Source organism: Streptomyces sp. CA-146814 (assembly GCF_050942385.1).
Lineage (GTDB): Bacteria > Actinomycetota > Actinomycetes > Streptomycetales > Streptomycetaceae > Streptomyces.
The window spans coordinates 4,544,923-4,570,892 of the sequence record NZ_CP192068.1 but is presented as its reverse complement, the minus strand read 5'-3'; the positions used below and the strand labels follow the sequence as shown (position 1 = coordinate 4,570,892).

General features: G+C 72.2%; 19 protein-coding genes, 1 pseudogene and 1 CRISPR repeat array. Of the genes and pseudogenes, 10 read left to right on the top strand and 10 right to left on the bottom strand.

The window, feature by feature from the left end; all coding sequences use genetic code 11:
• The first annotated feature begins 54 nt into the window (after window positions 1-54).
• Entirely contained in the window at window positions 55-1,551 is a 1,497-nt protein-coding gene (locus ACQP09_RS20425; protein ID WP_433401739.1) for a hypothetical protein, read from the top strand.
• Here ACQP09_RS20425 and ACQP09_RS20420 read toward each other — a convergent pair.
• Both ACQP09_RS20420 and pdxH read right to left on the bottom strand, forming a co-directional pair.
• Window positions 1,548-3,050, bottom strand: a complete 1,503-nt coding sequence (locus ACQP09_RS20420; RefSeq protein ID WP_433401737.1) for a PAS domain-containing protein — start codon at window positions 3,048-3,050, stop codon at window positions 1,548-1,550. The genes ACQP09_RS20425 and ACQP09_RS20420 overlap by 4 nt on opposite strands.
• Before the next feature lie 449 nt (window positions 3,051-3,499).
• The gene (pdxH, locus tag ACQP09_RS20415; RefSeq protein WP_433401735.1) at window positions 3,500-4,138 is read right to left on the bottom strand and encodes a pyridoxamine 5'-phosphate oxidase; all 639 of its coding nucleotides are present in this window, start codon (window positions 4,136-4,138) and stop codon (window positions 3,500-3,502) included.
• A gap of 358 nt (window positions 4,139-4,496) precedes the next feature.
• Between pdxH and ACQP09_RS20410 the strand changes: the two genes are divergently transcribed.
• The 4 genes from ACQP09_RS20410 (at window position 4,497) to ACQP09_RS20395 (ending at window position 7,454) form a co-directional block, all read left to right on the top strand.
• Window positions 4,497-5,603, top strand: coding sequence for a citrate synthase 2 (locus ACQP09_RS20410; protein WP_433401734.1), 1,107 nt, complete (start codon window positions 4,497-4,499; stop codon window positions 5,601-5,603).
• Between the two features lie 120 nt (window positions 5,604-5,723).
• Window positions 5,724-6,263: a VOC family protein gene (locus ACQP09_RS20405; protein WP_433401732.1), complete on the top strand. Its 540-nt coding sequence runs from the start codon at window positions 5,724-5,726 to the stop codon at window positions 6,261-6,263.
• Between the two features lie 47 nt (window positions 6,264-6,310).
• The gene (locus ACQP09_RS20400; RefSeq protein ID WP_433401730.1) at window positions 6,311-6,640 is read left to right on the top strand and encodes a hypothetical protein; all 330 of its coding nucleotides are present in this window, start codon (window positions 6,311-6,313) and stop codon (window positions 6,638-6,640) included.
• A 139-nt stretch (window positions 6,641-6,779) separates the two neighbouring features.
• Window positions 6,780-7,454 (top strand): AIM24 family protein, encoded by a 675-nt coding sequence (locus ACQP09_RS20395; RefSeq protein ID WP_433401728.1) that lies wholly within the window; start codon window positions 6,780-6,782, stop codon window positions 7,452-7,454.
• Window positions 7,455-7,511: 57 nt separating this feature from the next.
• On the opposite strand, the pseudogene ACQP09_RS20390 reads toward ACQP09_RS20395, so the two are convergent.
• Together ACQP09_RS20390 and ACQP09_RS20385 are read right to left on the bottom strand one after the other, a co-directional pair.
• Window positions 7,512-8,613, bottom strand: a pseudogene (locus ACQP09_RS20390) (methyltransferase domain-containing protein).
• 775 nt (window positions 8,614-9,388) lie between these two features.
• Entirely contained in the window at window positions 9,389-9,541 is a 153-nt protein-coding gene (locus ACQP09_RS20385; RefSeq protein ID WP_433406853.1) for a hypothetical protein, read from the bottom strand.
• A gap of 175 nt (window positions 9,542-9,716) precedes the next feature.
• Between ACQP09_RS20385 and ACQP09_RS20380 the strand changes: the two genes are divergently transcribed.
• The 5 genes from ACQP09_RS20380 to ACQP09_RS20360 all read left to right on the top strand — a co-directional run bounded on the left by ACQP09_RS20380 (window position 9,717) and on the right by ACQP09_RS20360 (window position 14,497).
• Window positions 9,717-10,790: a helix-turn-helix domain-containing protein gene (locus ACQP09_RS20380; RefSeq protein WP_433406682.1), complete on the top strand. Its 1,074-nt coding sequence runs from the start codon at window positions 9,717-9,719 to the stop codon at window positions 10,788-10,790.
• Window positions 10,791-10,802: 12 nt separating this feature from the next.
• Window positions 10,803-11,384 carry an HD domain-containing protein gene (locus ACQP09_RS20375; RefSeq protein ID WP_433401726.1) on the top strand — a complete coding sequence of 194 codons (582 nt, stop codon included), beginning with the start codon at window positions 10,803-10,805 and terminating at the stop codon, window positions 11,382-11,384.
• Between the two features lie 444 nt (window positions 11,385-11,828).
• Window positions 11,829-12,224: a CRISPR direct-repeat array (repeat unit 29 nt; unit sequence GTGGTCCCCGCGCGTGCGGGGGTGTTCCC).
• Window positions 12,225-12,286: 62 nt separating this feature from the next.
• Window positions 12,287-13,030 carry a hypothetical protein gene (locus tag ACQP09_RS20370; protein ID WP_433401725.1) on the top strand — a complete coding sequence of 248 codons (744 nt, stop codon included), beginning with the start codon at window positions 12,287-12,289 and terminating at the stop codon, window positions 13,028-13,030.
• An 11-nt stretch (window positions 13,031-13,041) separates the two neighbouring features.
• Complete coding sequence (locus tag ACQP09_RS20365) at window positions 13,042-13,527, top strand: hypothetical protein (protein WP_433401724.1); 486 nt, start codon at window positions 13,042-13,044, stop codon at window positions 13,525-13,527.
• A gap of 502 nt (window positions 13,528-14,029) precedes the next feature.
• Window positions 14,030-14,497, top strand: coding sequence for a hypothetical protein (locus ACQP09_RS20360; RefSeq protein WP_433401722.1), 468 nt, complete (start codon window positions 14,030-14,032; stop codon window positions 14,495-14,497).
• A 5-nt stretch (window positions 14,498-14,502) separates the two neighbouring features.
• Here ACQP09_RS20360 and ACQP09_RS20355 read toward each other — a convergent pair whose 3' ends face one another.
• The 6 genes from ACQP09_RS20355 to ACQP09_RS20330 form a co-directional block, all read right to left on the bottom strand.
• A complete protein-coding gene (locus ACQP09_RS20355) occupies window positions 14,503-19,521 on the bottom strand; it encodes a hypothetical protein (RefSeq protein WP_433401720.1) in 5,019 nt (1,672 codons plus the stop codon).
• Between the two features lie 206 nt (window positions 19,522-19,727).
• The gene (locus tag ACQP09_RS20350) at window positions 19,728-20,336 is read right to left on the bottom strand and encodes a TetR/AcrR family transcriptional regulator (RefSeq protein ID WP_433401719.1); all 609 of its coding nucleotides are present in this window, start codon (window positions 20,334-20,336) and stop codon (window positions 19,728-19,730) included.
• Complete coding sequence (locus ACQP09_RS20345) at window positions 20,324-21,058, bottom strand: enoyl-CoA hydratase family protein (RefSeq protein ID WP_433401717.1); 735 nt, start codon at window positions 21,056-21,058, stop codon at window positions 20,324-20,326. Before ACQP09_RS20345 ends, ACQP09_RS20350 begins: the two co-directional genes overlap by 13 nt.
• Complete coding sequence (locus ACQP09_RS20340) at window positions 21,055-22,647, bottom strand: 4-coumarate--CoA ligase family protein (protein WP_433401715.1); 1,593 nt, start codon at window positions 22,645-22,647, stop codon at window positions 21,055-21,057. The genes ACQP09_RS20345 and ACQP09_RS20340 overlap by 4 nt, the downstream gene beginning before the upstream one ends.
• Window positions 22,648-22,808: 161 nt before the next feature.
• Window positions 22,809-23,993 (bottom strand): acyl-CoA dehydrogenase family protein, encoded by a 1,185-nt coding sequence (locus ACQP09_RS20335; RefSeq protein WP_404065203.1) that lies wholly within the window; start codon window positions 23,991-23,993, stop codon window positions 22,809-22,811.
• Complete coding sequence (locus ACQP09_RS20330) at window positions 23,990-25,966, bottom strand: acetyl/propionyl/methylcrotonyl-CoA carboxylase subunit alpha (protein WP_433401713.1); 1,977 nt, start codon at window positions 25,964-25,966, stop codon at window positions 23,990-23,992. Before ACQP09_RS20330 ends, ACQP09_RS20335 begins: the two co-directional genes overlap by 4 nt.
• Window positions 25,967-25,970 lie beyond the last annotated feature (4 nt).

Genomic DNA, 25,970 nt, shown 5'->3' with positions numbered 1-25,970 from the left:
GGGCTCTCGCCGGGCGTACTGACGTCCCGCAGGGGAGAAACAGGGGGAAACCGGATGAGACACGTGCCGGTGTTCCGGTGGGTGCTGGCCCTCGGGCTGGTGCTGATCACGTGGTCGGGGTTCCTCTACGCGACCACGCCGGACCATCCCGAGCTGCGGCAGGTCCAGTTGACCGTGCTCGACGAGAAACCCGACGGCGCCTGCACGGTCACCTGGACCGACCCCTTCCGGGGCGGCGACCGGAAGGGCACCTACCGGTGCGACGCCGGGCGGGACCCCGTTCTGAAAGCGCCGCGCTGGGACGGCACTGATGTCGGCTGGGACACCGGATGGGTGCGCGCCGAAGGCCCGGGCCACGGCGAGCTGTACTCGATGGAGGATGACGGCGGGGCCGCCGCCGAGCGGATGGACCGTTCCGACGCGGCCGTGGTGTTCGGGCTGCTCCTGACGGTCGTCGCCCTCGTCGGCGGGAACATCCGCTCGCTGTCCCGGGCGAGCGGGGTGCGGCCGGGTGTCATCCGCCGGGCACAGCGGCTGCGGGAGGCCGCCGAGCTGGTGGCCCATGACCACCGCAGGGCGGTGGAGGCGGTGCGGACCGCATGGGCCCCGCTGCACCGAGAGCTGGTGGACGGGGAGCTGGCCCGGATTCCGGTCACCCGGCTGAAGGGCGTGACCGAGCGGCGGCTGCGGGCCGGAGAGCTGGAGAAGGCCGGCGTCCGGACCGTACGGGATGTGCTCGACGCCGGAACGTGGACGCTCGTGCAGTTCTTCGGCATGGAACGGGATACGGCCGAGCAGACGGTGGCCGCCGCACGCAGAAAGGCAGACGCGGTGGGCCGGGACCTGTCCCGGGGCCTGGGCCGGAGCGGGGGCCCAGGCACGAGCCGGAGCCTGGGCCGGAACGGGAGCCCGGACATGAGCCGGAGCGTGGGCCGGGACATGGGCCTGTGGATGGACACGATCGGCCCCGAACCTCGCACCACGGCGCTGCTCGCCGCGCTGCGGGTGTTGGTGGACGCCGGACCGCAGGCGCGGAACGCCGGCCGGACGGGTGAGGAGCTGGCCGCACGGCTGGAGGCGCTGCTGGTCGCCGCCGCACCCGCGGCCGGGGTCCGGGAGATGCTGCGGACGGGGAAGTACGAGCGCGACAATGTCCTGGCGGCGGTGGCCAAGCTGCGTCAGGTGCTGGCCGAGGCCGAACGGGAAGGCTGGACCGAGCAGTTCGCCCAGGCTTCGGTCGACCTGCTGCGCGGGCCGGACGCCGACGCGGACGAGCTCTCCACCTGGGCGGACTTCGAGGCGCGGCCGTCGGCGTACTACGGCATGCTCGCGAAGGTCACCAAGGACGAAGCCTCCGCGACCGGCCGAAGCCCCGGAGGGACGGGGGCGGGGATGGTGTCCAGGGTCGTGGCCAGAGCCCGAGCGAAAGCCGGGGCGAGGACTGGGGCTGGGACCGGGACTGGGACCGGGGCGAGAGCTGGGGCCGGGGCCGGGGCCACGACCCGCCGCCGGATCCAGGCGCTGACGAAGCGGGTCCCAGGGGGCCGTTAGACCCCCACCGGACCCGACTCCCCCGCTCCCCCGTTACCCCCGCCCCTCCCCGCCCCCTCGCCCCCCACCACCCGGGCCAGATCCACGGCCCCCGCCACCCGGGCCGCCACCGTCTCCGCGTACGCCGTGTCCGGGCGTTCGAAGGCGGTGCGGTTCGCCGCGCGGAGGAACGTCAGCACGCCCAGCGTCCGGCCCCGGCTCCGGAGCACCGTGGACAGCGCGTGGGCCGCGTCCTCGGGCCAGCGGCGCTCGGCCGCCCAGGCCGCCGCCGCACCCGGCTTGTCCCCGGCGCCCGCGCTCGTACGGACCGAGCCCGTGCGCTCGACGGCCTGGAGGGCCGGGTGCCCGGCCCCGTAACGGACCGGGACCGACCCGCCCGCGACCAGCAGACACGGACCGGGCGCGTCCGTGGGCGTGGCGGCGGTACGGACGAGGTGCTCACCCTCCGTCACGTCGAGGAGCACATGGTCGGCGAAGCCGGCCAGCGCGAAGTCGAGCAGGGAGGTCACCGCCTCCATCGGGTCCTCGCACTCGGAGGCCGTACGCGCGGCCCGGTGCAGCTGGCTCGTCCGGAACCGCAGCCGGTCCGCCTCCTGCTGCGCGAGCTTCGTGGCCGTCACATCCCGGAACAGCCATCCGACCCCGAGCGGAACCGGCTCCTCCGCCAGCGGAGAGGCCAGCCGCAGGAACCCGCTGCGCCAGCACCGCCGCCGCTCGCCCTCCACCGTACGCAACGTCACCCACAGCTCGGCCGGAGCGCCCGGGGCTCCTCCGGCGAGCACATGCTGGAGGGCCGCCTCCAGCTCTTCCCCGCCCCGGACCACCAGCTCACCGAGCGGTCGGCCGAGGAGCGTGGTGCGGCCGCCGCCCAGCGCACGGGAGGCGTACGCGTTCACTACGGTCGGGCGGAGGTCGACATCGACGAGCACCACGCCCCACGACGCGTCCTCCAGCAGCGCCTCGCTCAGCGCGATGGCCCGCTCCAGGTCGATCTGGGCGTGCACCTCGCTGAACGCGCAGTACACCCCGGCCGGCTTGCCGTCGGCGCCGAGCACGCGGGCGGACTGGGTCCGTACGAGCACCCGGCTGCCGTCCTTGCGCAGCAGCGCGAACTCGTGGACCTGGCGCCCGGGCGTGTCCATGGCCGCCATCAGCCGCCCCTGCACCTCGTGCGCGTCGGCCCGGCGCACCGCCCACCCGGCGAAGCCCGTACGCCCCACGGCCTCCTGCGCGGACCAGCCGAGGATGCGCTCGGCCTCGCGGTTCCAGTGGGTGACCACGCCACCGGCGTCGAAGGCGCAGAGGGCCGCGTCCATGCCGTCGAGGAGGGCGGCGAGCAGCTCGGCGCCGGAGTCGGGCGGCGATTCGGGGCACAGGGGCTCACCCACGCCGCCCGGGCTCTCCTCCGGCGCTCCCCCGGCGCCCTCCTGCGGCGGACCCCCCGCGCCCTCGTCCCCTCCGAGCGCGTCGGTGGTCCCGCTGCTCCTGGAAGCACCCACTCCGTACCCCCCGCAGAACGTGTCGGCCGTTTCCCCACGCGTCACCGCGCGTATTGCTGCACGTCAGACCATTCAACTCGAACGTGACCCAGCGCACATCCCCCTTCGCCAAATAAATGGGTTGAACCGCCGACGGGCCCGCTCCTAGGCTTCAGAGCACACAAGAAAGGAGGTGTTCCGGAAGTGATTTCTCTTCGGACTCGTGAGGTGGCTGCGGGCTGACGCCCGTTGTCACGCACTTTCGCAGTGCATGGCCGGTCGCCGGCCAATACCCAGCAGTCACCGACCCGCAGGCTCGCCGGTAAGTCCGGCCGGCTCCTCTGTGCACGGAGGAACCAGAGCCTGCGGGTTTCTGCGTTGTACGGACTCTTGAGGACTTACGGATCTACGGGCCTACGGATCTACGGGCCGACGGATCTACGGGCCGACGGATCCACGGATCTACGGGCCTACGGGCAGAGCCGCTCCACCCTCCAGGAACCGGCCCCGGCCGCGTCCTCCCTGACGTAGCGCAGCCGGTCGTGCAGCCGGTTCCCGTGTCCCTGCCAGAACTCGATGGTCTCCGGCACCACGCGGAAGCCGCCCCAGTCCGGCGGAGCGGGCACCTTCTCGCCTTCCGGGTAGCGCGCGGCCAGCTCCTCGTACCGCTCGATCAGCTCCTCGCGGGAGGAGACCACCGTGGACTGGTCGCTGGCCCAGGCGCCGAGCTGGGAGCCGTGCGGCCGGGTACGGAAGTAGCCGACGGTCTCCTCGCGGGAGACCCGGGCCGCGGTACCGGTGACGATCACCTGGCGGGCCATCGGGTGCCAGGGGAAGAGCAGCGAGACGTGCGGGTTGGCGGCCAGTTCGCGGCCCTTGCGGGAGCCGTAGTTCGTGAAGAAGACGAAGCCCCGGTCGTCGTACTGCTTCAGCAGGACCGTACGCGAGGAGGGCCGGCCGTCCGGTGTGGCGGTGGAGACGACCATCGCGTTGGGCTCGTGGAGCACTCCGCCGACGGCGACCTGGCGGAACCAGCGGGCGAACTGGTCCATCGGGTCGGCGCTGAGGTCGGACTCGGTGAAGTCCTCGGAGCGGTAGTGCTCGCGCATGGCCGCGGGATCGGTGGTGAAATCAGGAGGGGAACCGAGAGGGACCCCGGGAGGGGAATCGTCGGTGGGACGGGAGGCGGACTCGTCGGGGAGGGATCCCGAGGAACCTTCTGGTGTGGGCACGGGGGCCATCCTGCCGCAGCGGTGCCACAGTGGCCGAGTGTGCCCGGCGAGAAGGTCCCGTAACCACGCACCGCCGAAATGGGGCCCTGTGCCGGATGTCACGCTTCCCCGCTCCGTGGGAACCCGCCAATATCTTGGGGCGGGCCTTGTCAGGGGCCTCCGGAGCGCTGACGCACGGAGACGCCGGGGCCGCAGGGCCGTCGCCCATCCGCCGCCGAACTGAGGGAGCCGCCTGATGTCCGACTTCGTACCCGGTCTTGAGGGAGTCGTCGCGTTCGAAACGGAGATCGCCGAACCGGACAAGGAAGGTGGTTCGCTCCGCTACCGCGGGGTCGACATCGAGGATCTGGTCGGCCATGTCTCGTTCGGCAACGTCTGGGGCCTGCTGGTGGACGGGGCGTTCAACCCCGGGCTGCCGCCGGCCGAGCCGTTCCCGATCCCGGTGCACTCGGGTGACATCCGGGTCGACGTGCAGTCCGCGCTGGCGATGCTCGCCCCCGTCTGGGGCCTGAAGCCGCTGCTGGACATCGACGAGGCGACGGCCCGGGACGACCTGGCGCGGGCCGCGGTGATGGCGCTGTCGTACGTGGCCCAGTCGGCCCGTGGCCAGGGCCTGCCGATGGTGCCGCAGAGCGAGATCGACAAGGCGCACTCGGTGGTCGAGCGGTTCATGATCCGCTGGCGCGGTGAGCCGGACCCGAAGCACGTGAAGGCGGTGGACGCGTACTGGACGTCGGCGGCCGAGCACGGAATGAACGCCTCCACGTTCACGGCCCGGGTCATCGCGTCGACGGGCGCGGACGTCGCGGCCGCGCTCTCCGGCGCGGTGGGCGCGATGTCGGGCCCGCTGCACGGCGGCGCCCCGTCCCGGGTCCTCGGCATGATCGAGGAGATCGAGCGTACGGGCGATGCCACGGCGTATGTGAAGCAGGCGCTGGACCGGGGTGAGCGGCTGATGGGCTTCGGCCACCGCGTCTACCGCGCGGAGGACCCGCGCGCCCGCGTCCTGCGCCGCACGGCCCGCGAGCTGGCGGCGCCGCGCTTCGAGGTGGCGGAGGCGCTGGAGAAGGCCGCGTTGGAGGAGCTGCACGCGCGGCGTCCGGACCGTGTGCTGGCGACGAACGTGGAGTTCTGGGCGGCGATCGTGCTGGACTTCGCGGAGGTCCCGGCGCACATGTTCACGTCGATGTTCACGTGCGCCCGTACGGCGGGCTGGTCGGCGCACATCCTGGAGCAGAAGCGCACGGGCCGCCTGGTCCGCCCGTCGGCGACGTACGTGGGTCCCGGCACGCGGAACCCGCGCGAGATCGAGGGATACGCGGACATCGCGGACCTCACGTAGGAGATGCGGCGGGGCGCGGTCGGGGGCGGGGCGCGGCACTCGGCGCTCGGCGCTCGGGGCTGATGAATGTGCCGGTACGGGGTACTCGTACCGGCACATCTCCGATCCGAGGAGGCCACGGTGACCACTCCCCGACCGACCCTGACCCTGTCCAGCACGGTGCTCGAAGCCCCGGACGCGGCAGAGCTGGCGGACTTCTACCGCCGCCTGCTGGGGTGGGAGACGGTGCAGGAGGAGCCGGACTGGGTGAAGCTGCTGCCACCGGGCGGCGGTTCCGGCCTGGGGTTCCAGACGTCGAAGCCGTACGTGCCTCCGGTCTGGCCCGCCTCCCTCACCTCGCCGGGCGACCAGCTGATGATGCTGCACCTGGACTTCGAGGTGACGGACCTGGAGGCGGGTGTGGCCCACGCGGTGGCGGAGGGCGCGACCCCGGCGGAGTTCCAGCCGCAGCACGACGTACGGGTCCTCTTCGACCCGGCGGGCCACCCGTTCTGCCTGTTCGTCCGCGACCAGGTCCTCGGCGAGACGCCGGCGATCAGCCCGGAGTGGGTCGCGGAGCAGGCCCGGGACATCAGGACGCAGAACCCCGTGGCGGCGGAGGCGGTGACACCGGACCGGCGGGAGGCCGCGGGCACGGCGGAGCCGGACATGGCGTCGTAACGCGTGGGTGCGCCTCGGGCCCGCCGGTGCGTCACTAGGGTGCGTACGTGATCAATGACGCCCTGCCGCCATCCGCCATGCGGCACATAGTGTTCATCGAGACCTGCGCACGCAGCGACGACCACCGCTGGCGGCTTGCCCAGACCATCGACGTGGAGGGTGACCGCACGGATGCCGCGGCCCGTGCATGGGAGTTGGCACTGACGTATCTCCCCGAAGAGATCCGGTCCGAGATCAGAGGCGACGCCAGCGCCGGCCGGAAGGTGTTCCGGGTCTCCGACGGGTCGTGGCTGGTCGAGGTGTGGTCGGCGCTCAGGCGGGCGAGGTTCAGGATCAACACAGCCGAGCAGGTTCACGATGAGAAGTACACGCGCTGACGCTGCTGTCGGCCCCGGCAGCCGCACACGGGCTGGCTCCTGACGGGCGGCCGGAAGCCGTAGGCCGAGCAGCGGAGAGGGGAGAACGGAGTGCTGGGCTCCGGGGCTGCCCGCGCAAGGCCGGGGTAAGCGGTGCGGCATGAGCCGAAACCTGTTCGACCCCGAGAACTTCATCCAGCCCGCGCAAGCCCCCGGGCTGACGCAGGAGAACCCCATGGCGGTGCGTTACGCCGTCAAAGGTGAGGTGTACGCCCGCCAGGGCACGATGGTGGCCTGGCGGGGAGCGCTGTCGTTCGAGCGGAAGGGCCAGGGCGTGGGCAACTTCCTCAAGCGCGCGGTCACCGGCGAGGGGCTGTCCCTGATGACCGTGACCGGCGAGGGCGAGGCGTGGTTTGCCTCCGACGCGGCGCACTGTTTCCTCCTGGACGTGGACGAGAGCCACGGTCTCACCGTCAACGGCAAGAACGTCCTGTGCTTCGACGCCTCGCTCAGCTATGAGATCACCACGGTGGAGGGTGCGGGGATGGCCGGTGGCGGCCTGTTCAACTGCACCTTCGGCGGGACCGGCCGCCTTGCGCTGACCAGCGCCGGCGTCCCGCTCGTGCTGCCGGTCACGCCCGAATCGCCGGTGTACGTCGACACGGACGCGGCCGTCGCGTGGAGCCCGCAGTTGCGGCCGTCCCTGCACCGGTCGCAGAGCATCGGCTCGATGTTCAAGGGCGGCAGCGGTGAGGCGGTTCAGCTGAAGCTGGAGGGAGAAGGGGTCGCGGTGGTCAATCCGGGAGAGCCGAAGCCCGCGCAGGCGTCCACCTGAACCCTCCTGTCCTCCGGAGGTGCGGGCCGGCGGAAGGGCCCGCACCTCCAGCGCTGCTCACGCCCTGGCGGGCCGGATGACGTCGTGCGGGTCGCGTAGCCACACCTGCTGCGCCCGGTCGGTGACGGTGAGCCCGAACTGTTCGGGACCGGGCCGCCCTGCCGTCTCGTACTCCCACCAGGTCTGTTCGATCTCCTCCCACAGGAGCCCGGGTCCGTACTGCCACACCTGCTCCCCGGTGGCGGCTGTCGCGGCGGCCCCGTTCTCGCGGGTGACCCAGACCTGGGCGCCTTCGGGGACGGTCTGGTGGATGAGCCGTACGCCGGGCAGCCGGGCTCCGGCGTAGAGGGCGAACCCGAGGTCGAGGATGCGGGCGGGGTCCAGGCCTGCGGCGCGGGCGCGCCCCTTGCCGTGGACCGGGTGGAGGTCGGGGGCGCGGTGGGAGCGCATGGGCATGTACGTGGCCCCGCCGCAGAACGGGCCCGACGCGGTGCCGTCGTCCTGGACGTGGAGCTGGACCAGGGCCCCGGACCAGAACTCCCGGGCCAGCGGGGCGACAAGGATCCCGCCGGGCCGCACCTGCCGCAGCAGCGTACGGGACGTGCCGCAGGGCGCAGGTGGCGATCAGCCGGTCGACGAGCCCCAGGGAGGGCCAGGGCTGTTCACCGTCGCCGACGCGCAGGTGCGGCCGGTACCCGGACTGTGCCAGGGCTTCGGCAGCCTGCCGGGCCACGACCGGATCCAGCTCCACACTGTGGACCAGCTGATCCCCGAGCCGCTCGCACAGCAGCGCGGCGACATACCCGGTGCCGGTGCCGATCTCCAGCACCCGGTGCCCGTCCTCGACGCGGAGCAGGTCGAGCATGCGGGCCACCATGGACGGCATGGAGTTCGAGGAGGTGGCGACGCCGGGCCCGCCGACGGCGCCGTCGTCGAGCTGCGTAACAACAGGTTCGTCGCTGTTGACCAGGGCCAGCCACGCATCCGTACCGACGACCGGCTCGCACCGGTCGGACAACTGCCGCCACACCTCGGCCGGAACGAACCGGCTGCGCGGCACGGCCTCGAACACCCGCCGCCACCGGGCATCCAGCAACCCCCGGTCGGCGAGATCCTGCACGAGGTCCGGGTAGGTGGGGATGGACTGTGAGGTGCTCACGACGGCGAAATGTACTGGGGGCGGCTACCGTCCGGAGACGGCTTCGGCTCCTGGGGCGGCGTCCACGGCTTGTCCGACGGCGGCCCACCATGCTTACCGTCATCCATCAACGCAACGGTGCTCATCATGCATCTCCCTCTGTCGGGTGGGTTGTTGTCCAGTTACGGGGGCGATGGAGCCGGTAGATCCCGTACGGCGGGAAGAGGTCGACGCGCCGCGGACAGCCGCCCAGGGCACACGCCCGGCACAACAGATCCCGGCCGTCGGCGGTGCGGCGGACGGCTGCGACGGGAGCACGCCAACACGCCTCGCACGTACGGACATCCGTGGCCGACAGGCTGACGCTCACCCGCCCTCCCGCAGGCCGGTGCCGGTCCCGTGACACGGGCAGACACAACCCGCCCGCCGGCAGAGCATGTGGGCTGCGACCAGGTCCGAACCCGAGGCACCACGGCAAACAACGCTGTACGGTCCCTCCACCCCGCCCGTCAGCTCACCCAACCGCGTGTCCGCCTCCGCGGCCAGACCGGCCCCGGCGATCGGCTCACCACGCCAGAGCAGCGTCACCCCGTGCTCGGGACAGTAAGCACCGGTGGCGTCCTCGACCGGAAACTCATGCGCGCCGCCGTCCGCGTAACACCTCATCGGCGAACCTCCCGCCAGGCCCGGCCAAGGCGGACGGCTGTCGGACAGGAGACCCCGGCACGGCAGGTGGCACAGTGCTGGGTGTGACCGAGCCAGGTCCGGTACGCACGGTCTCCCGCAGCAGCAGTCTTCACGAGGCACCCTCGGCACAGGCGAGGCACTCGCAGGCAGGGAACTCGTGCGAGAACTCCGGTCCTTCGAGCGGCGTCACCTCGGATTCCGGACGGATCACCCGTGTGCTGCCCTCGCGGTTCACCTCGTACACCTTGATCGTCATCGTCACGACACAGGCCCTTCCACTACCCTCAGTTGATCGGCCGTCACTGTTGCTACAAAGCTATGGAGCAGGGGCTGCCGCTTGAACTGACCCGGAGTACGAGTGCCCGGCTGTGGTCGACAGGCAAGGGGGGGGCTTTATGGGCAACGACTCACGCACCACCCTGACCAGTAGTCGGGGAATGCCATGGAGGAGCCGTGGCGGCACAGTGTCCGGGTACGTATTCCGCCTGATTCGCGAGCAGCTCGGCCGTACCCAGGAATCCCTCGCCGAGCAGCTGCGCATTTCGCCCGACACTGTCGCAGGCTGGGAGTCAGGACGCCGTGCCCTGACTGCTGTGCCGGTCGGCCAGATGCTCGCGTACCGCCATCAGTTTTTACGGCTGGGCAGCGCGCCAGCCTTGCTCCTGGCTCTGGAACGGGCCACGGAGGCCGACGTACTGCTGGGAGCTGCTCTTGACGAGGACGTACCCACCCTTGACAGTCCGCTGGGGGCGTGGGTCATGCAGCGCGAGCTGGTCGAGGTGCTGTCGTGGCCACTCAACGGCGTGACTCCGACGCCGTTACGCATGTTGCCCGCCCCGCCGCGACCGCGCCGGGGCCCCGTGCCGCGAGGGCCGGAACTGCATGCTGCCGACCGCAGACGCTTCTTTTCGCGCATGCGCCAGGCGGCAGAGCAGGCACGTGGCAGAGACCGGTTTCTGCTGCGCCGCCAAGCTCTCTATCTGGCCGGGTACGACGATGCGTCAGACACTTCCGAGTGGCTGGCTCAGCAGCAGCGGACCGAGCGGCCGGACGGCTGGCTGACCGACTGGCTCAACGCTCGTTCGGTCGCGGCCGTCGCCGCCAGGCAGGGCGACCGGGACCGGATGGAGCACTTCATCACCGTCGGCCTCGCCGGTGATAACGGCGAGGCAGCGAACCTCAACTACTGGGCATACTGGATCGGCGAGGCACCGCATATCCAGCTGTCCGACGACTTCATCGCCGATTCCAGGCCAGGTCCCTGGCCAGGCGACAAGCTGATGCGCCACCTGGTGCGGGGTCTGTCCCCGGACCACGGATTCTTTGATCTGAACGTCCATACGCTGTGGGCACTGATCGCCGCTCGCCCGAACCTGCTGCGCCCCGGAACCGTGATCGGGAGCGAACTACGCGCATCCCTTCCCTTGATGTTGGATGGTCGGGAGTTGTCGGCGCGATCGCGCCGGGAGCTGGAGGGCATCCGGTACGCGATTCGCCTCGCTGAGGCGTGAGAGGAGAAGGCCGTGGCTGACGACCTGTCCGCGGTGGGCCGCTTCCTGTACGAGGCGGGCACGCTCAAGCAGACGCGGCGCACCGGTTGGTGGATGGCCGGAGTCCGTGACCCGGAGAGCGTCGCCGAGCACTCCTGGCGTACGGCGCTGATCGCCACGATCATCGCGAAGCTGGAGGGCGCCGACCCCGCCCGGGCCGCCTACCTGGCCGTCTGGCACGACACGCAGGAAAGCCGGACCGGGGACGTGAACCACCTCGGGAAGAAGTACGCGCCCGCCGGCGACCCGCAGGAGGTCACCGCCGACCAGACGGCGGGCATGCCCGAGGTACTGGCCTCGGCGGTCCGGGAGCTGGTGGCGGAGTACGAGGCGAAGGAGTCGCCGGAGGCAATCTGCGCCCGCGACGCGGACAAGCTGGAGTGCCTGCTCCAGGGCATCGAGTACAGGGCGCAGGGCTACGAGAACGCCCAGCGCTGGATCGACAACAGCCGTGGCCGTCTCGTCACCGGTACGGCGAACCGGCTGGCCGATGAACTCCTGGCCCAAGGAACCATCGACTGGCTCCGGACCGCCCTGGGCGAGGACGAGAAGTAGACCGAAGCTCGGGTCCCGGGATGCGGGCCTCGGGATGCGAGCTTCGAGGTTCGGTCGCCTTCTCTAACCGGCAGGCAATGTAGCGGGGTTGGGAAAATCACCCCCCACCTCCCTGACCCCCGTAACGGCGAGCAAGTATGACTGATCGTGACAGCTTAGGGCGGAGCGTCACGACTGCTGACGGTTCGAGAACCAATCGGCCCCGACACGGTGTTGCCACACCAGGCCGGGATCTGACCGCAAGATCAGAACCCTGGCTCCGCCCTGCGCTGGACGGTCTTCCTAGAGGAATGAGGCGTCCTCAGCGGTCACTGACGGGCAGAATGACCCCTGACATGCCCAGCTTCAGGCAAGGACTGTTTGCGACGCGGGGGAGATATGTCCGTTTCTCAAGAAGTAAGTAAAAACGAGCCTCCGGCCACCTAAACCTGCAGGTCACGAACTGTGGTCCCCGCGCGTGCGGGGGTGTTCCCAGGTCCACGCGCCACCCCCACTTGCGCGCCAAGTGGTCCCCGCGCGTGCGGGGGTGTTCCCACCGCAAGAGACGCCGCCATCGTCACGGCCGCGTGGTCCCCGCGCGTGCGGGGGTGTTCCCCTCTCCCTTCGCCCCGGCCTTGACGAGAACCAGTGGTCCCCGCGCGTGCGGGGGTGTTCCCGAGCTGGCCACCGTGCACGGGGCCGGTGACGGTGTGGTCCCCGCGCGTGCGGGGGTGTTCCCAAGGGGAACGGCTTCCCGGCCGCATGGGTGAAGTGGTCCCCGCGCGTGCGGGGGTGGTCCCGCAGCGACGGGCGCGGTCTCGGTGATCTCGCCGTGGTCCCCGTGCGTGCGGGGGTGGTCCTCCCTCTCCAGCGCCCTCGACGAACACCAGGCCCCTGCCGTCGAGGACCGGCTGTACCGCGTCATGGCGCAGCTGGCCGGCACCGCGGCCACCATGGCGTGGGACTCCGGGCTGCACCGGCGCGCGCAGGACTACTACCGCCTCGCCCTCCGCGCCGCCCACGCCGGAGGTGACGTCGTCTTCGGGGCCAACGTGCTGGCCGGAATGGCCCGGCAGATGCTCTACCGCGACCGGGCCGACGACGCACTCCAACTGATCCACCTTGCTCAGGAAGGTGCCGGCGGCGCGATCGGCCCCCGGGCCCGCGCCATGCTCCACACCCGCGAAGCCTGGGCCTACGCCGCACAGGGGCGCATCGCCGGATTCCGCCGGGCAACCGCCAAGGCGGCCGAGGATCTCGCCGACGCCGGTACCGGCGATGACGAGCCGTACTGGATCGCCTACTTCGACGAGGCGGAACTCGCGGGGGTCACCGGAGGCCGACTCCTCGACCTCGCCCGCACCGACCCACGCCGACATGCCACCGAAGCCGCGGAGGCAATTCATACGGCCCTGTCGTCCCGAGGTACGGAAGCCGGACGCTCCCACGCGCTCGACCGCATCGGCCTGGCCGAATGCCACTTCCTCGCCGGAGACACTCGAACGGCCGCCGCCGAAACGGCCTTGGCCGTGCAGGCCGCGCGAAACACCCAGTCGGGGCGCGTACGTACGCAGCTTGGCCAGCTGTACCCCTACACCGTGGGACACAGCGCGTCGCGGCCGGTGCGCGAGGTGCGCGATAGTATCCGCGACCTGCTGTCGAGCTGAGGAACGGGCATATGACGACGCTTGCCGTGACCGGTCACATGGACCTGACCGACGAGAGCGTGCCGCTGGTACGAGCCGTGCTGCGTGAGCTGCTCGCCGGATACAGCGACGATCTGACCGGCGTCTCCTGCATCGCCGCCGGGTCGGACAGCCTCTTCGCGGAAGAGGTCACCGCCATCGGTGGCCGCCTCGTCGCGGTGATCCCTTCACAGGACTACCGCGCGACGAAGGTGAAGCCCGATCATGCCGCCGTCTTCGACCACCTGGTCGAGGCCGCCGAGGAGGTGGTGACCCTGCCGCACCCGACGGCGAACCGCGCTGCCTACGAGGCGGCCAACGCCGAGCTGCTGCACCGCGCGGACCGCCTCGTCGCGGTCTGGGACGGCACGCCCCCATCGGGCAAGGGCGGCGGCACTGCTGACACCGTCGAACAGGCCCGGCAGGCTGGGCTGGCCGTCGACGTGGTCTGGCCCGGCGGTGCCGCTCGTCGCGGGTAGCGGACGTACGAAAGCACCCCGCCCCCAGCCGGGTGCGGTCCCCGCGCGTGCGGGGGTGGTCCCGTCGCGTGAGCGGTTTACCGCGGTAAACCGCCGTGGTCCCCGCGTGTGCGGGGGTGTTCCCGGCCGGCTGATCAAGTACGTGGCGGACGGTGAGTGGGTCCCCGCGCGTGCGGGGGTGATCTCCTGACCGACAAGCTCACCTCGTGGAAGGGTCCGTGATCCCCGCATCTGCGGGGCCGCCCCCACGCGCCCTACCTCCGCGCCAGCCCGCGCCCCGGTCACCGCCCCCGCGACGCCCCCGACGCAGTGAAGTACAACTGGGGAACGGATCATCGCCGAGGAAGTCGTCCAGGTGGTGGGCGGAACAGCGTGTCCGTCAGGTCGGGTGGGGGCGGTTGTGGGCTTGAGGGAAAAGGCAGGGCGTATGCGAAGGGCTTCAGCTCCGATGGTGAGAGAGGCCGAGGCGCGTTCTGCCGGGCCGGCCCCAGCCGCATCCGGCTTGCCCTGGCCGCGCGCCAGAATACGCAGCGTCCTCCTCTCCCTCGGCTCCGTCGTCTCGCTGGCCGGGTGTGTGGCTCAGCAGGGCAACATGTGCACGCTCAGCGCCATGGACTCGGCCGTCTCCGTCGTCTGGCGGCCGGCCGACTTCCAAGGGGCCGGCGGGGCCACCCTTCGGGTCTGTGTGGACGGCTCCTGCGAAGAGCGTGCCTCCGGTGATCCGAGCGAGCCGATCGGGCTGGCGTCGGTGCGGCTTCCGCAGGACATCGGGGCCAGGAAGCTGCCCGTCGAGCTGACCGTGACTCCGGCCGACGGGAGCAGGGCGGTCACGCACACCGCGCAGGCCCAGCTGACCGTGGAGTATCCCAACGGGCCGGGCTGCGACCCCGTCGCCTGGGTTGCCTCCTTCCGTGCCGATCCGGTCAAGGGGCTGGTCTCCTCGGAGGGCTTTTCCCTCCAAGGGGATTAGCCGTTCTACGAGGGGGGCGGCGCCGCCTTCGTCCTCAGGCCCAACCTGTCGTGCTGGTCCGTGATCGCCTCCGGGTGTGCGGCCAGCAAGCGGCCCGCCACCGGGAGTGGCATCCGGATCACCACCGGTTGCGGGAGGGTCAGTTCGCGGTCTGCCAGCTCAGTACGGGACGGCCGTGCGCGGTTCGCCACCCTCGCCACCACCCGTACGTCCAGCGTGAATTGGACCAGGACCGACGCGAACTTCGGCTTGTGCAGCGGCATCGAGCCCGCCCCGTGAGCCGAAGCGCCTGTTGCCGAGCCCGAGCCGCCCGTGTTGGCCATCAACTGGTTGAGGCGGAACTCGTCGGCGTTCAGGACTCCGGCTCCCAGGAGGCCTCGGGCCTGTCTGCTCTGCTCGGCCGCGCTCTGGCCGTCCGTCTGGGTCGGGCGTGGGGCGCCCAGGTGGCTCTGCGCCGCCGTTTCGAACGTCATCTTGTCCCCGGCGCCCAGCACGCGGCCCGCCCTCAGGCGGGCGTGGACCGATGCCCGGAGGTCCTGGCCCGTTGCGCCGCTCGCGTGGATCGGAGGCAGCTCCGCGCCGGCGTTGGTGAGGAGGGGCAGGGCCGCGATCAGCCACTCCGTGGAGACCGCCTCGCCCAGCGTGTACGCGGCGGCATGGCCCTTGTCGCGGAAGCGGTCGTTGCCGCCTGCCGCGCGGATGGCCGTGGACACCAACTCCCGTACGCGTGCCGCCCCCTGGAAGCCGTTCACCTGCGCCTCCATCGGAAGCGGCACCCCGGCCGCCCGCCATGTGCCCAGCCCGGCCGCGGCCGAGGCGCCCGCGTCGGTACCGGTGCCGATGCCGGGAGCAGGGCGTGGCGCGCGGCGAGAGGGCGTCACTCGGGACAGGGCCTTGAGGTCCTCCTCCAGGACTCGGTGGACCAAGGACGTACGGCCGAGGCCTGCTACGGCCAATCTCCTTGCGCCCTGATGAAGTTCCAGGGACGGCACGATCGGGACCCGCATCTTCGCCGACTTGGCCGTCTTCGCCTCCGCCACCGTCTTCATGCCCAGCTGGCCACGTGCCGCCCCGCCCCTGCGGCGGCCGGAGCCCGAGGCAAGACCCAGTCCGGCCGCTCCGCCCGTGCTCTTCAACTGGCCTGCCCCGCCGTCCGGTTTGCCGGAGCCCGCCAGGATGCCCTCCACGCCCGCCGTCTCGCCCTCGTCGTGGGAGGTGGACTGCTGGGCGACCGCCGACGTGATGTACTCCATGTCCCGGCCGTCGTCCGCCTCCCCGTCCCAGACGCCGTCGCCGACGCGGTCGACCTTGAACACCGCCCAGTACGGCGTTTTACGGCCGTCCAGCAGCTCCACCGTCACCCCGCCGTCCATCGCGCTCGCCAGCAGGCCGGTGGAGCCGTCGCGGTCCAACACCCGTAGCAGGCGCTGCACGTTGTCGTTGCGGTCCCGCAGTTGCTGTCGCGGCAGCAGGTCTTCGGCCAGGTCCTGTCGGCCCGTCAGCGACAGCGTGTTGCGCAGGCCGGACAGCAGCGGGACGAAGTCCGGTACGTCTTCGATCATGCCGAAGCCCAGCGGGAGCGCGCGGGACAGGGTCGGTCTCGGGCGGGACGGACCCCTGCCTGCGCGTGCGCCGGCGGCCGATGTCTCCGCGCGTTCGCTCGGAGCCTCCACCTTCAGCGCCTTCCGCGCCGAACCCGGCAGGTCCAATCCCGACGCCCGCAGCTGCTCCGCCGTCAGCCACACCGCTGCCGCGCCCGGCAGCGTCCGACCCGCGCTCGCCACGTACGGGCCGCCGCCCGTCACCTTCACCTCCGCCACCATCGTGACCAGCAGATCGCACCGGACCAGGTACAACGGCGCCTTCTTCGGGGTGTGGGCGTTGCGCTCCACCGTTCCCGCGACCGTGGCCGACTCCGTGTCGCCCGTACTCGTCGACCAGGACGCCGACAGGCCCTCGCCGACCCGCCATTCCGGGCCGTTCTGTACGAGGGTGGCCCCGGCCTGCACCGTGGTGGAGGTGCCCTCTCCCTGCTGGCCGCCCGCCTGGTGGCCGCCCAGGATGAACGTCTCCGTACCGGGGCCCGACGCCTCGTGTACCAACTGGGGTGAAGACAGGGCCAGTCGCGTGCCTACCGCTCCGTTCAGCGCGGCCATGCGGCGCGGGTAGCGCAGGTTCTTCACCACCCAGCCCGACGAGGCCGCCTGCCGCAGCGACGCCGTGATCGCGCGCGGGCTGAACCGCTCCTCCACCGCCAGCCGGGGCGCCAGCCCTTCCGTCCCCAGCGCCTCGTCCCGGCGGCCCGCCTCGCCGCGTGCGGCCGCCCGGGACAGCAGTGCCAGGGCGAGGTCGCGTACCGGCTGCCCGTCACCGAGCGTCTCCACCAGCTGCCAGTCCCGTACCAGCTGCCCGGCCGTCGGCACCGGCGCCAGCGCTGCCAGGTCGCCGATGCCCGACGCGCCGGTCACCGGGCGCTCCGGGCCGGGGGCCTGACCGGCGCCCGCGTCCAGCCGCGCCTTCTCCTCCGCGCCGACCGTGAACTCCGCCGGAGTCAGCAGCCGTACGTCCTGTTCCTCCAGGTGCAGGCCGGAGAGCAGCCGTGCCTCCGGAGCGTCCCGGCCCGGAGCGCCCGGGGTCAGCGCGCGGGTCAGCTTCCGCTGCCGTGAGGTCATCGTGACGTCCACTTTCAGGCGCAGCGCCGCCCCGAACGCGCTTGCCTGCTCCGAACCGTTGGTCAGGACGTCGGTACGGGTCGTGGGGCCGGCCTGGTTACGGCGCATGCCGGAGCTCTGCCGCTCGTAGCGGGCCGAGCCGGTCAGCACGCCCGGGATCAGCCGCGCCTGAGCCAGCACCATGCCGCCGATCGAGCGCGAACTGCTGCGGCCAGTCTGCGCATTGGCCGCAGCCCCCGCATGAGCGCGTACCAACCAGTCGTCGATCTCGCCGAAATGGTGCGCCTCGCCCATCGTTCCGTGCACCCGCAGTTGTACGTCATGGGAGTGCATCGCGGTCTTGCGGCGCAGCCGGACGCGGATACCCGTCGACAGCAACTGGTCTTTGTTCACCCGGAGGTTGGCCTCGGAGAGCGCGGCCGTCAGCTCGCGGTAGTTGGCGCGCTGCGCCTCCGCCTCCTCCCGGCTGAGGTCGGCCGGAGGCGGCGTGGCGCCGAACGCGGGGAGGTAGCCGGTCAGCCGGGGATCGGTGGCGAAGAGCTCCCGTACGGCCTTCATCATCGGTGCGGTGTCCAGGCGGCCCAGCGTCACGCTCGCCCCCGTCGCGCCGAAGGGCAGGTGCCGTTCGTCCGCCCCGCTCTCCGGCTCCTTGACGAACTCGCCCGCCTCCACGCCCGGTGGCAGCGGCAGGCCCAACTCCCTGGCTTCGTCCGCCCGCAGGCTGATCCGGACCCGCATCGCGTGCGTGGCCACCCGCGCCTCGGGGCGCAGGATCATCCGCATCGACCGAGGGCCCGTCCCCTCCACCGTGAACTGCACGGTCCCCGTGTACAGCGCCTTCTCGCCCCGCACCTCCGCGCCCTGGCGGCTGGAGACCGTCTGCTCGTTCACGCTGAACCGGGCCTTGCGCGCGGCGGCGACGGGCATCGCGGTGGCCCGTACCACCGCCGCGTTCGCCGCCGCGCCGACGCCGATCGCCGGGCCGACGCCGCCCGCGACGGACCGGCCCTTGCCCGCCGACTCGGTCGCGGTGTGCTGGGCCTGCTGGTGGGTACGGAGCTGGGTCTTCCCGGTCGACCAGGCCGGGGTCAGGCCGGTGACGGCGGCGCGCATGCGGTAACTGCCCGCGCTGCTGCCGTCCTTGGAGTACAGGTCGTCGCCGGTGACGCCGTCGCCGCCCAGCAGCCGTGGCAGGTCCTCCAGCACGGTCGCGGTGGCGGTCGCCTCGTACAGCCGGGAGCGGCCGGGGGCTCCGGGCGCGGTCAGCGACGGGTGCAGGACGGAGGCGACCGCGTCGAACAGCCCGCCGCCGCCCCGGTGCGGTCCGGCCGTGTCGGAGACGGCCACCGGCGCCAGCGAGTCGGCCATCGCGACCTGCCGCGCCCGCTCCGCGTCCACCGGTTCCGGACGGGCCGGAGCGCCGGTCCCCGCCGGGATCAGGTGCTCCGTCGGCACCCGCTGGGTCAGTCCTCCCGAGCCCCGGAAGACCTGCTCGTCCCCGCCCGCCTGCCGCCGCACCCGTACGACGTACACCACCCGGCGCGCGACCTCCACCGAGCCCTTGTCGCTCCGCAGCACGCGCGGCTCGGCCACCCCGCGCTGCGAGCGGGAGTCCCGCGAGGAGTGCCAGGGCTGCACGCTCCCCGTCGCCGCCGCGCCCAGCCACAGCCCCGGCGCCACCGGCGCGAGCCCGAAGACCGTGCCGCCCACGCCCGTGCTGGAGGAGTTGCCCACCGAACTGCCGGCCGTGGCACCGCTGTTGTGCTGGACGTCGACCTTGGTCTCCTTGCCCTCCGCGTCGTCCACGGCGGCCAGCGGCGCCCCGCCCGGGTCCGGCGCGGCCGTGGCGAGATCGGCGGCGGGGTGGAACGTCGGCGGCCGGTCGTCCGGCGCCGGCGCGATGCTCACCGTCACATCGAACCCGCCACCACCATCAGCGCCCTCACCGCCCGACCCACCCTCCACCGCGAACGCGCGCCCCCGGCCGAAGAACGACTCGGGGCGTCCTGCCAGTTCGGCAGCGATCCCCGCCACCGTGCCGTCGCCGTGCCCGACCACGGCCGCCACCGCGTTGCGGACGAACTCGTGCCCGGTCAGCCCGTACGCCGTGGAGAGCCCGCCCGCCTCCAGGTCCAGCAGGTACGGCGGCAGGACGAGCCCCTGTTCGGCCCGCTCGTCGATGGCCGGTGGCGGCGCGGCCGGGCGCTTTCCGCGTCGAAGCGCGCGTGTGGTGGCCTCGTTGCCCAGGGTCTGCTGCATGGCCCGCAGGTCGCGGGGGCCGCCGTCGAGGACGCCCGGGCCGGCCGGACGCGCCGTCCGGGGCGCGCGCACGGCGGCCCCGGACTCGGACACGCCCCGCACGCTCGCGCCGGAACCACCGCCCCCGCCACCGCTCCCGCCGTCGCTCCCTGACCGCTGCTGCCTGCGCACAGCGTCAACGTAGCCAGCGGCAGAGCCCCCCACGCCCGATCCGCAGGCCCGGCGGCCATTCGCCGCCGACTCCACATCCGTACGTCAACTCCCGTACATCCAACCGTCCGTACCCGCCCGGCCCGGCCTCACCCCAGCCCCTCCTCCACCAGCCTCGCCCACTGCGCCACCACCCGCGCGCGCCGGGCCGTGTCGTCGGTGAGGAGGTTGGCGAGGCCCAGGCCGCGGGCCATGTCCAGCAGGCCCTGGACCGTCTCGCGGGCGCCGGGGCGGGACTCGTCGGCACCCAGGAGTTCGACGGCGATGCGGTGCGTCTCGCGGCCCACTCGCGCCTCCAGCTCCGTCACCCGCGGCCGCAGCTGCTCCTCGTTCGACGCCGCCACCCACAGCTGGAGCGCGGCCCGGAACAGCGGTCCGGTGTACAGGTCCACCAGCGCCGCGACCACCTCAGCGCGGCCCTGCACGGGGAGCGCGCGCAGAGCGGCGGACCGCTCCTCGGCCACGTACTCCACCGCCCCCGTGAACAGGTCCTCGCGGGTCGGGAAGTGGTGCTGGGCCGCGCCGCGCGAGACCCCGGCCCGCTCGGCGACGACCGAGACGGTGGAGCCCGCCCAGCCGTGTTCGGCCAGGCAGGCCACCGCCGCTTCCAGGAGCCGCTGCCGGGTCGCCCGGCTGCGGTCCTGCTTGGGCGCGTGAGCAGCCCGGGAAGCAGAGGAGGAAGAGGTCACCGCACCCATGCCGGGTCCCGTCGTTCGAGGAAGGCCGTCATCCCCTCCCTCGCCTCGTCGGAGGCGAACAACGCGGCGGAGCGGGCGATGAGGTCTTCGGCGTACTGGTCGAAGCTCCTCAGCACCGTAGCCGTGACCAGCTCCTTCGATGCGGCCAGCCCCTGCGGTGACGCTCTGCGCAGCCCGTCCAGGACCGGTACGAGCGCCTTGTCCACGTCCTCGGCGGCCACCGTGACCAGGCCGATCCGTGCCGCCTCCGCCGCGTCGAACCGCTCGCCGGTGAGGTAGTAGCGGTTCGCCGCCGTACGGTCCACGCGCGGCAGCAGCGTCAACGAGATGACCGCCGGGGCCAGGCCCAGCCGCGACTCCGTGAGCGCGAAGGAGGACGCCTCGCCCGCCACCGCGATGTCGCACGCGGCGAGCAGGCCGAGGCCCCCCGCCCGTACGTGCCCGTCGACCCGGGCCACCACCGGCTTCGGCAGCGCCACGACCTCCCGCATCAGCCCCACGAACGCCTCCGGGTCCGGCGGCGCCTTCAGGTCCGCGCCGGCGCAGAACGTCGACCCGGTGTGGGCCAGCACCACCGCCCGTACGGTGTCGTCGGCGGCGCAGGCCGTCAAGGCATCCCGCAACTCCGCCACCAGCCGCGCCGACAGCGCGTTGCGGTTGGCCGGGGAGTCCAACGTCAGGGTCGCGATGCCCCGCTCCCGGGATGTGACGATGAGACTCACTGTTCCTCCGTCTTCTCCCGGTCGCGCAGCTCGCGCCGGAGGATCTTGCCGGACGCCGCCCGGGGCACCGCCGCGACGAACTCGGCCTGCCGCACCTTCTTGTACGGCGAGACCCGCTCGGCGACGTACGCCATCACCTCGTCCGTGGTCAGGCTCTCCGCCGCCGGGCCCCGGACCAGGAACGCCTTCGGGACCTCGTTGCCCTCGGCGTCGTACACCCCGATCACCGCCGCGTCCGCCACCTGCTCATGGGTCAGCAGCAGGGCCTCCAGCTCGGCCGGGGCGACCTGGTACCCCTTGTACTTGATCAGCTCCTTGACCCGGTCGACGACGTACAGCCAGCCGTCCTCGTCCGCCCGGCCGACGTCCCCCGTGTGCACCCAGCCGTCCGCGTCGATCATGTCGGCGGTGGCGTCCGGGCGGCCGAGGTAGCCCTTCATCACCTGCGGGCCCCGGATCAGGATCTCGCCGTCCTCGCCCGGCTCCGCGTCCCGCGTCGGGTCCTCCAGCGCCACGATCCGCATCTCGGTGTTCGGCAACAGCTTGCCCACCGTGCCCGGCGGCGGCTGCTCCACGGAGAGCGGCACCACATGCGTACCGGGCGACAGCTCCGTCATCCCGTACGCCTGGCGCACCGGCGGCAGTCCCAGCCGGGCCGAACACGCCTCCGCCAGCTCGGCGTCGAGCGGAGCCGCGGCGCTGACGATGTACCGCAGCGAGGACAGGTCGTACTCCCCCACCAGCGGGTGCTTCGCCAGCGCCAGCACGATCGGCGGAGCCACGTACAGACCGGTGATCCGGTGCGTCTGGATGGCCTCCAGGAACTGCGCCAGGTCGAAGCGCGGCAGGACGACGACGGTGGATCCGCAGCGCAGGGGCGCGTTCATGAGCGCCGTCAGGCCGTAGATGTGGAAGAACGGCAGGACCGCCAGAATCCGGTCGCCCTCCCCCATCGGGATGAACGGTCTCAGCTGCTCCAGGTTGGTCCCGATCGACCGGTGCGTCAGCATCACGCCCTTCGGCGTGCCGGTCGTGCCGGAGCTGTACGGGAGCGCCGCCACGTCCTCGCCGGGGTCGATGGCGACGGTCGGCTCGGGGGCGGTGGAGGCGAGCATGTCCAGGATGGAGGTGTGGCCCTCCGAGGCCGGCGCCTGGTCGCAGACGTAGATCTCCTGGACGCCGCCGGTCAGTTCGGCCGCCCGGCGGGCCGTCTCCAGGAGCGGGGAGACGGTGACGATCCACTTGGCCCCGCTGTCGGACAGCTGCTTGGCGAACTCCTCGGCCGTCGCCAGGGGGTGGACCGTCGTGACGGAGGCGCCGGCGCGGGTGGCGCCGTAGAAGACCGCCGGGTACGCGATGGTGTTCGGGCTGTGCAGGGCGAGCACGTCGCCCTTCCTGAGCCCGGCCTCCGCGAGTGCGGCGGCGATGCGGCGGTGGAAGCCGTCGAGCTGGGCGTACGTGAGGGACATGCCGTTCGTCCCGTCGATCAGAGCGACCGTGTCACCGAAGCCGGCCGCCTCGCCGAGGACCGCTTCGTGGATGGGCACATCGAGGGCCGGTACATCTGCGTACTCACTGCGGAACACCATGGCGGTCAACCCCTGTCGTCGCGGTGGCCCGCGCTGCCCGGGAGGCGGCGCGGGACGCCGTGCGGGTGGTGCGGAGAGTCAGAATCGCCCCTGGGGGAGGGAAAGAGGGAGAGGTCGGACGGGTTTCTTCACCCCTGGTTCGACTGGTACGCCCAGTGCGCCTAGTACGACTTCGGCAGGCCCAGCGACTGGTGCGAGACGTAGTTCAGGATCATCTCGCGGCTGACCGGCGCGATCCGGGCCACGCGGGAGGCGGTGATCAGCGAAGCCAGGCCGTATTCCCTGGTCAGGCCGTTGCCGCCGAGCGTGTGGACCGCCTGGTCGACGGCCTTCACGCACGCCTCGCCGGCCGCGTACTTCGCCATGTTCGCCGCCTCGCCCGCGCCGATGTCGTCGCCGTCGTCGTAGAGCCGGGCGGCCTTCTGCATCATCAGCCGCGACAGCTCCAGGTCGATGTGGGCGGTGGCGAGCGGGTGGGCGATGGCCTGGTGGGCGCCGATCGGGTCCTTCCAGACCTGGCGCGTGCGGGCGTACTCGACGGCCCTGCCGAGCGCGAACCGGCCCATCCCGATGCCGAAGGCGGCCGTCATGATCCGCTCGGGGTTCAGCCCGGCGAAGAGCTGGAGCAGCCCCGCGTCCTCGTCGCCGACCAGCGCGTCGGCGGGCAGCCGTACGTCGTCCAGGACCAGCTCGAACTGCTTCTCCGGCGCGTGGAGTTCCATGTCGATCGGGCGGCGGCCGAACCCTTCGGTCTCGCGCGGGACGATGAAGAGGCAGGGCTTGAGCTTGCCGGACCGGGCGTCCTCCGTACGGCCGACGATCAACGTGGCGTCGGCTATGTCCACACCCGACACGAAGACCTTGCGGCCGGTGAGGACCCAGTCGGCGTCCGGTCCCGTGCCGTCGCGGCGGGCGGTGGTGGTGATCCGGTGCGAGTTGGACCCGGCGTCCGGCTCGGTGATGCCGAAGGCCATGGTGAGCGTGCCGTCGGCCAGGCCCGGCAGCCACGTCCGCTTCTGCTCGTCCGTGCCGAAGCGGGCGATGACCGTGCCGCAGATCGCCGGGGACACGATCATCATGAGGAGCGGCGACCCGGCGGCCCCCAACTCCTCCAGCACGATCGAGAGTTCGGCCATCCCGCCGCCTCCGCCGCCGTACTCCTCGGGCAGGTTCACGCCGAGGTAGCCGAGCTTGGCGGCCTCCGCCCACAGTTCGTGGGTGTGGGAGCCCTCGCGGATGACGGTGGTCATGTAGTCGCGCCCGTACCGCTTGCCGAGGGCGGCGACGGCGGCGCGCAGGGCCTGGTGCTCTTCGGTTTCGAGAACGGCGGTACGGACGGTGCTCATGCGGTCTCCTCCGTTGCGGGGGCGGGGCCCAGGTCCTCCTGGACCACGGCGAGCAGGGCGCCGACCTCGACCTGGTGGCCGGGTGCGGCGTGCAGGGCGGTGAGGGTGCCGGAGGCGGGGGCGAGAATGCGGTGCTCCATCTTCATCGCCTCCAGCCAGATCAGCGGCTGCCCGGCCGCGACGGCCGCTCCGGGTACGAGGCCCTCCGCGAGGCGGACGACGGTGCCGGGCATGGGGGCGAGGAGCGATCCGGGGTCGGTGCGGGTGGCGGGGTCGGTGAAGCGGGGCAGGACGGTGAAGGTGCACGAGGCTCCGGCGGTGTCCACGTGGACGCGGTCGCCGCCATACGTGAGGTCGAAGTGGCGTGTCACACCGTCGAGTTCGAGCGAGACGCGGGTGGCGGTGACGGAGAGGACCCGGACGCCGTTCGCTTCGTACGGCTGCGGGATGCCGGTGCGTGGAGTGCGGTAGGCGATCTCGTGCTCGGTGCCGTCCGGTTCGCTGCGGTAGCGCTTGAGCTGGGGCTGCGAGGGGACGTTGCGCCAGGCGCCGAGGCGGGTGGGTGCGGGGCCGGTGCCGCGCGTGGTGGCGCGTACGGCCTCCGCCAGGGTGGCGGCGAGTGCGGCGGTGGCGGGATCGCCGTCCCCGGGCGCGGTGAGGTCGGCGAGGTGGCGGTCGTAGAAGCCGGTGTCGAGGCGGGCCGCCACGAAATCCGGGTGGCGCAACGACCTTACGAGCAGAGCCCTGTTGGTGACCGGGCCGTGGATACGGGCGCGCTCCAGGGCCCCGGCCAGCAGGCGTATCGCCTCCGTGCGCGTCGGGGCGTGGGCGATGACCTTGGCGAGCATCGGGTCGTAGTGGACGCCGATGGTGTCGCCGCCGGCATACCCGGTGTCCAGGCGCAGACCGGGCGCGTCCGGCACCTCCAGCGTGAGCAGTGCTCCGGTCTGCGGCTGCCAGTCGCGCGCGGGGTCCTCGGCGTAGAGCCGGGCCTCCACCGCGTGGCCCGCGGACGACGGCGGCTCCGGGGCCGGCAGCGGCTCCCCCTCCGCGACCCGCAGTTGCAGCGCGACCAGGTCCACCCCGAACACGGCCTCGGTCACCGGGTGTTCGACCTGGAGGCGGGTGTTCATCTCCAGGAAGTACGGGCGGCAGTCGGCGGAGACGAGGAACTCCACGGTCCCCGCGCCCCGGTAGCCGACCGCCCGCGCGGCCGCCACCGCCGCGTCGTGGAGCCGTGAGCGCAGGGCCTCGTCCAGGCCGGGCGCCGGGGCCTCCTCGATGACCTTCTGGTGGCGGCGCTGGAGCGAGCAGTCCCGAGTCCCGAGGGCCCACACGGTGTCGTACGCGTCCGCCATGACCTGCACCTCGACGTGCCGGCCCCGCTCCACATACGGCTCCGCGAACACCTCGCCGTCGCCGAAGGCGGACGCGGCCTCGGCGGCGGCGGCCAGCAACTCGCCTCCCAGGGAGTCCAGTTCGCTAACAATCCGCATCCCACGGCCACCACCACCGGAAGCCGCCTTCAGCAGCAGCGGCAGATCGTCCGGGCCCGCCGTCGCCGGGTCCACCGGCGCCAGCAGCGGCACCCCGGCCCCCGCCATCAGCTCCTTGGCCCGGGTCTTCGACGCCATCAGCTCGATCGCCTTCACCGGCGGACCGACCCACACCAGCCCCGCGTCCTGCACGGCGGCGGCAAAGGCGGCGTTCTCGGAGAGGAAGCCGTAGCCGGGGTGCACGGCGTCCGCCCCGGCGGCCAGCGCGGCGGCCACGACGAGGTCGCCGCGCAGATAGGTGTCGGCCGGGGCGGCCCCCGGCAGGCGTACGGCGAGGTCCGCCTCGCGTACGTGCAGGGCGTCGGCGTCCGCGTCGGAGTACACGGCGACCGTGGTGATGCCCAGGTCACGGCAGGTGCGGAAGATCCGGCAGGCGATCTCGCCCCGGTTGGCGACAAGAAGAGTCGTGATGGTCATCCGG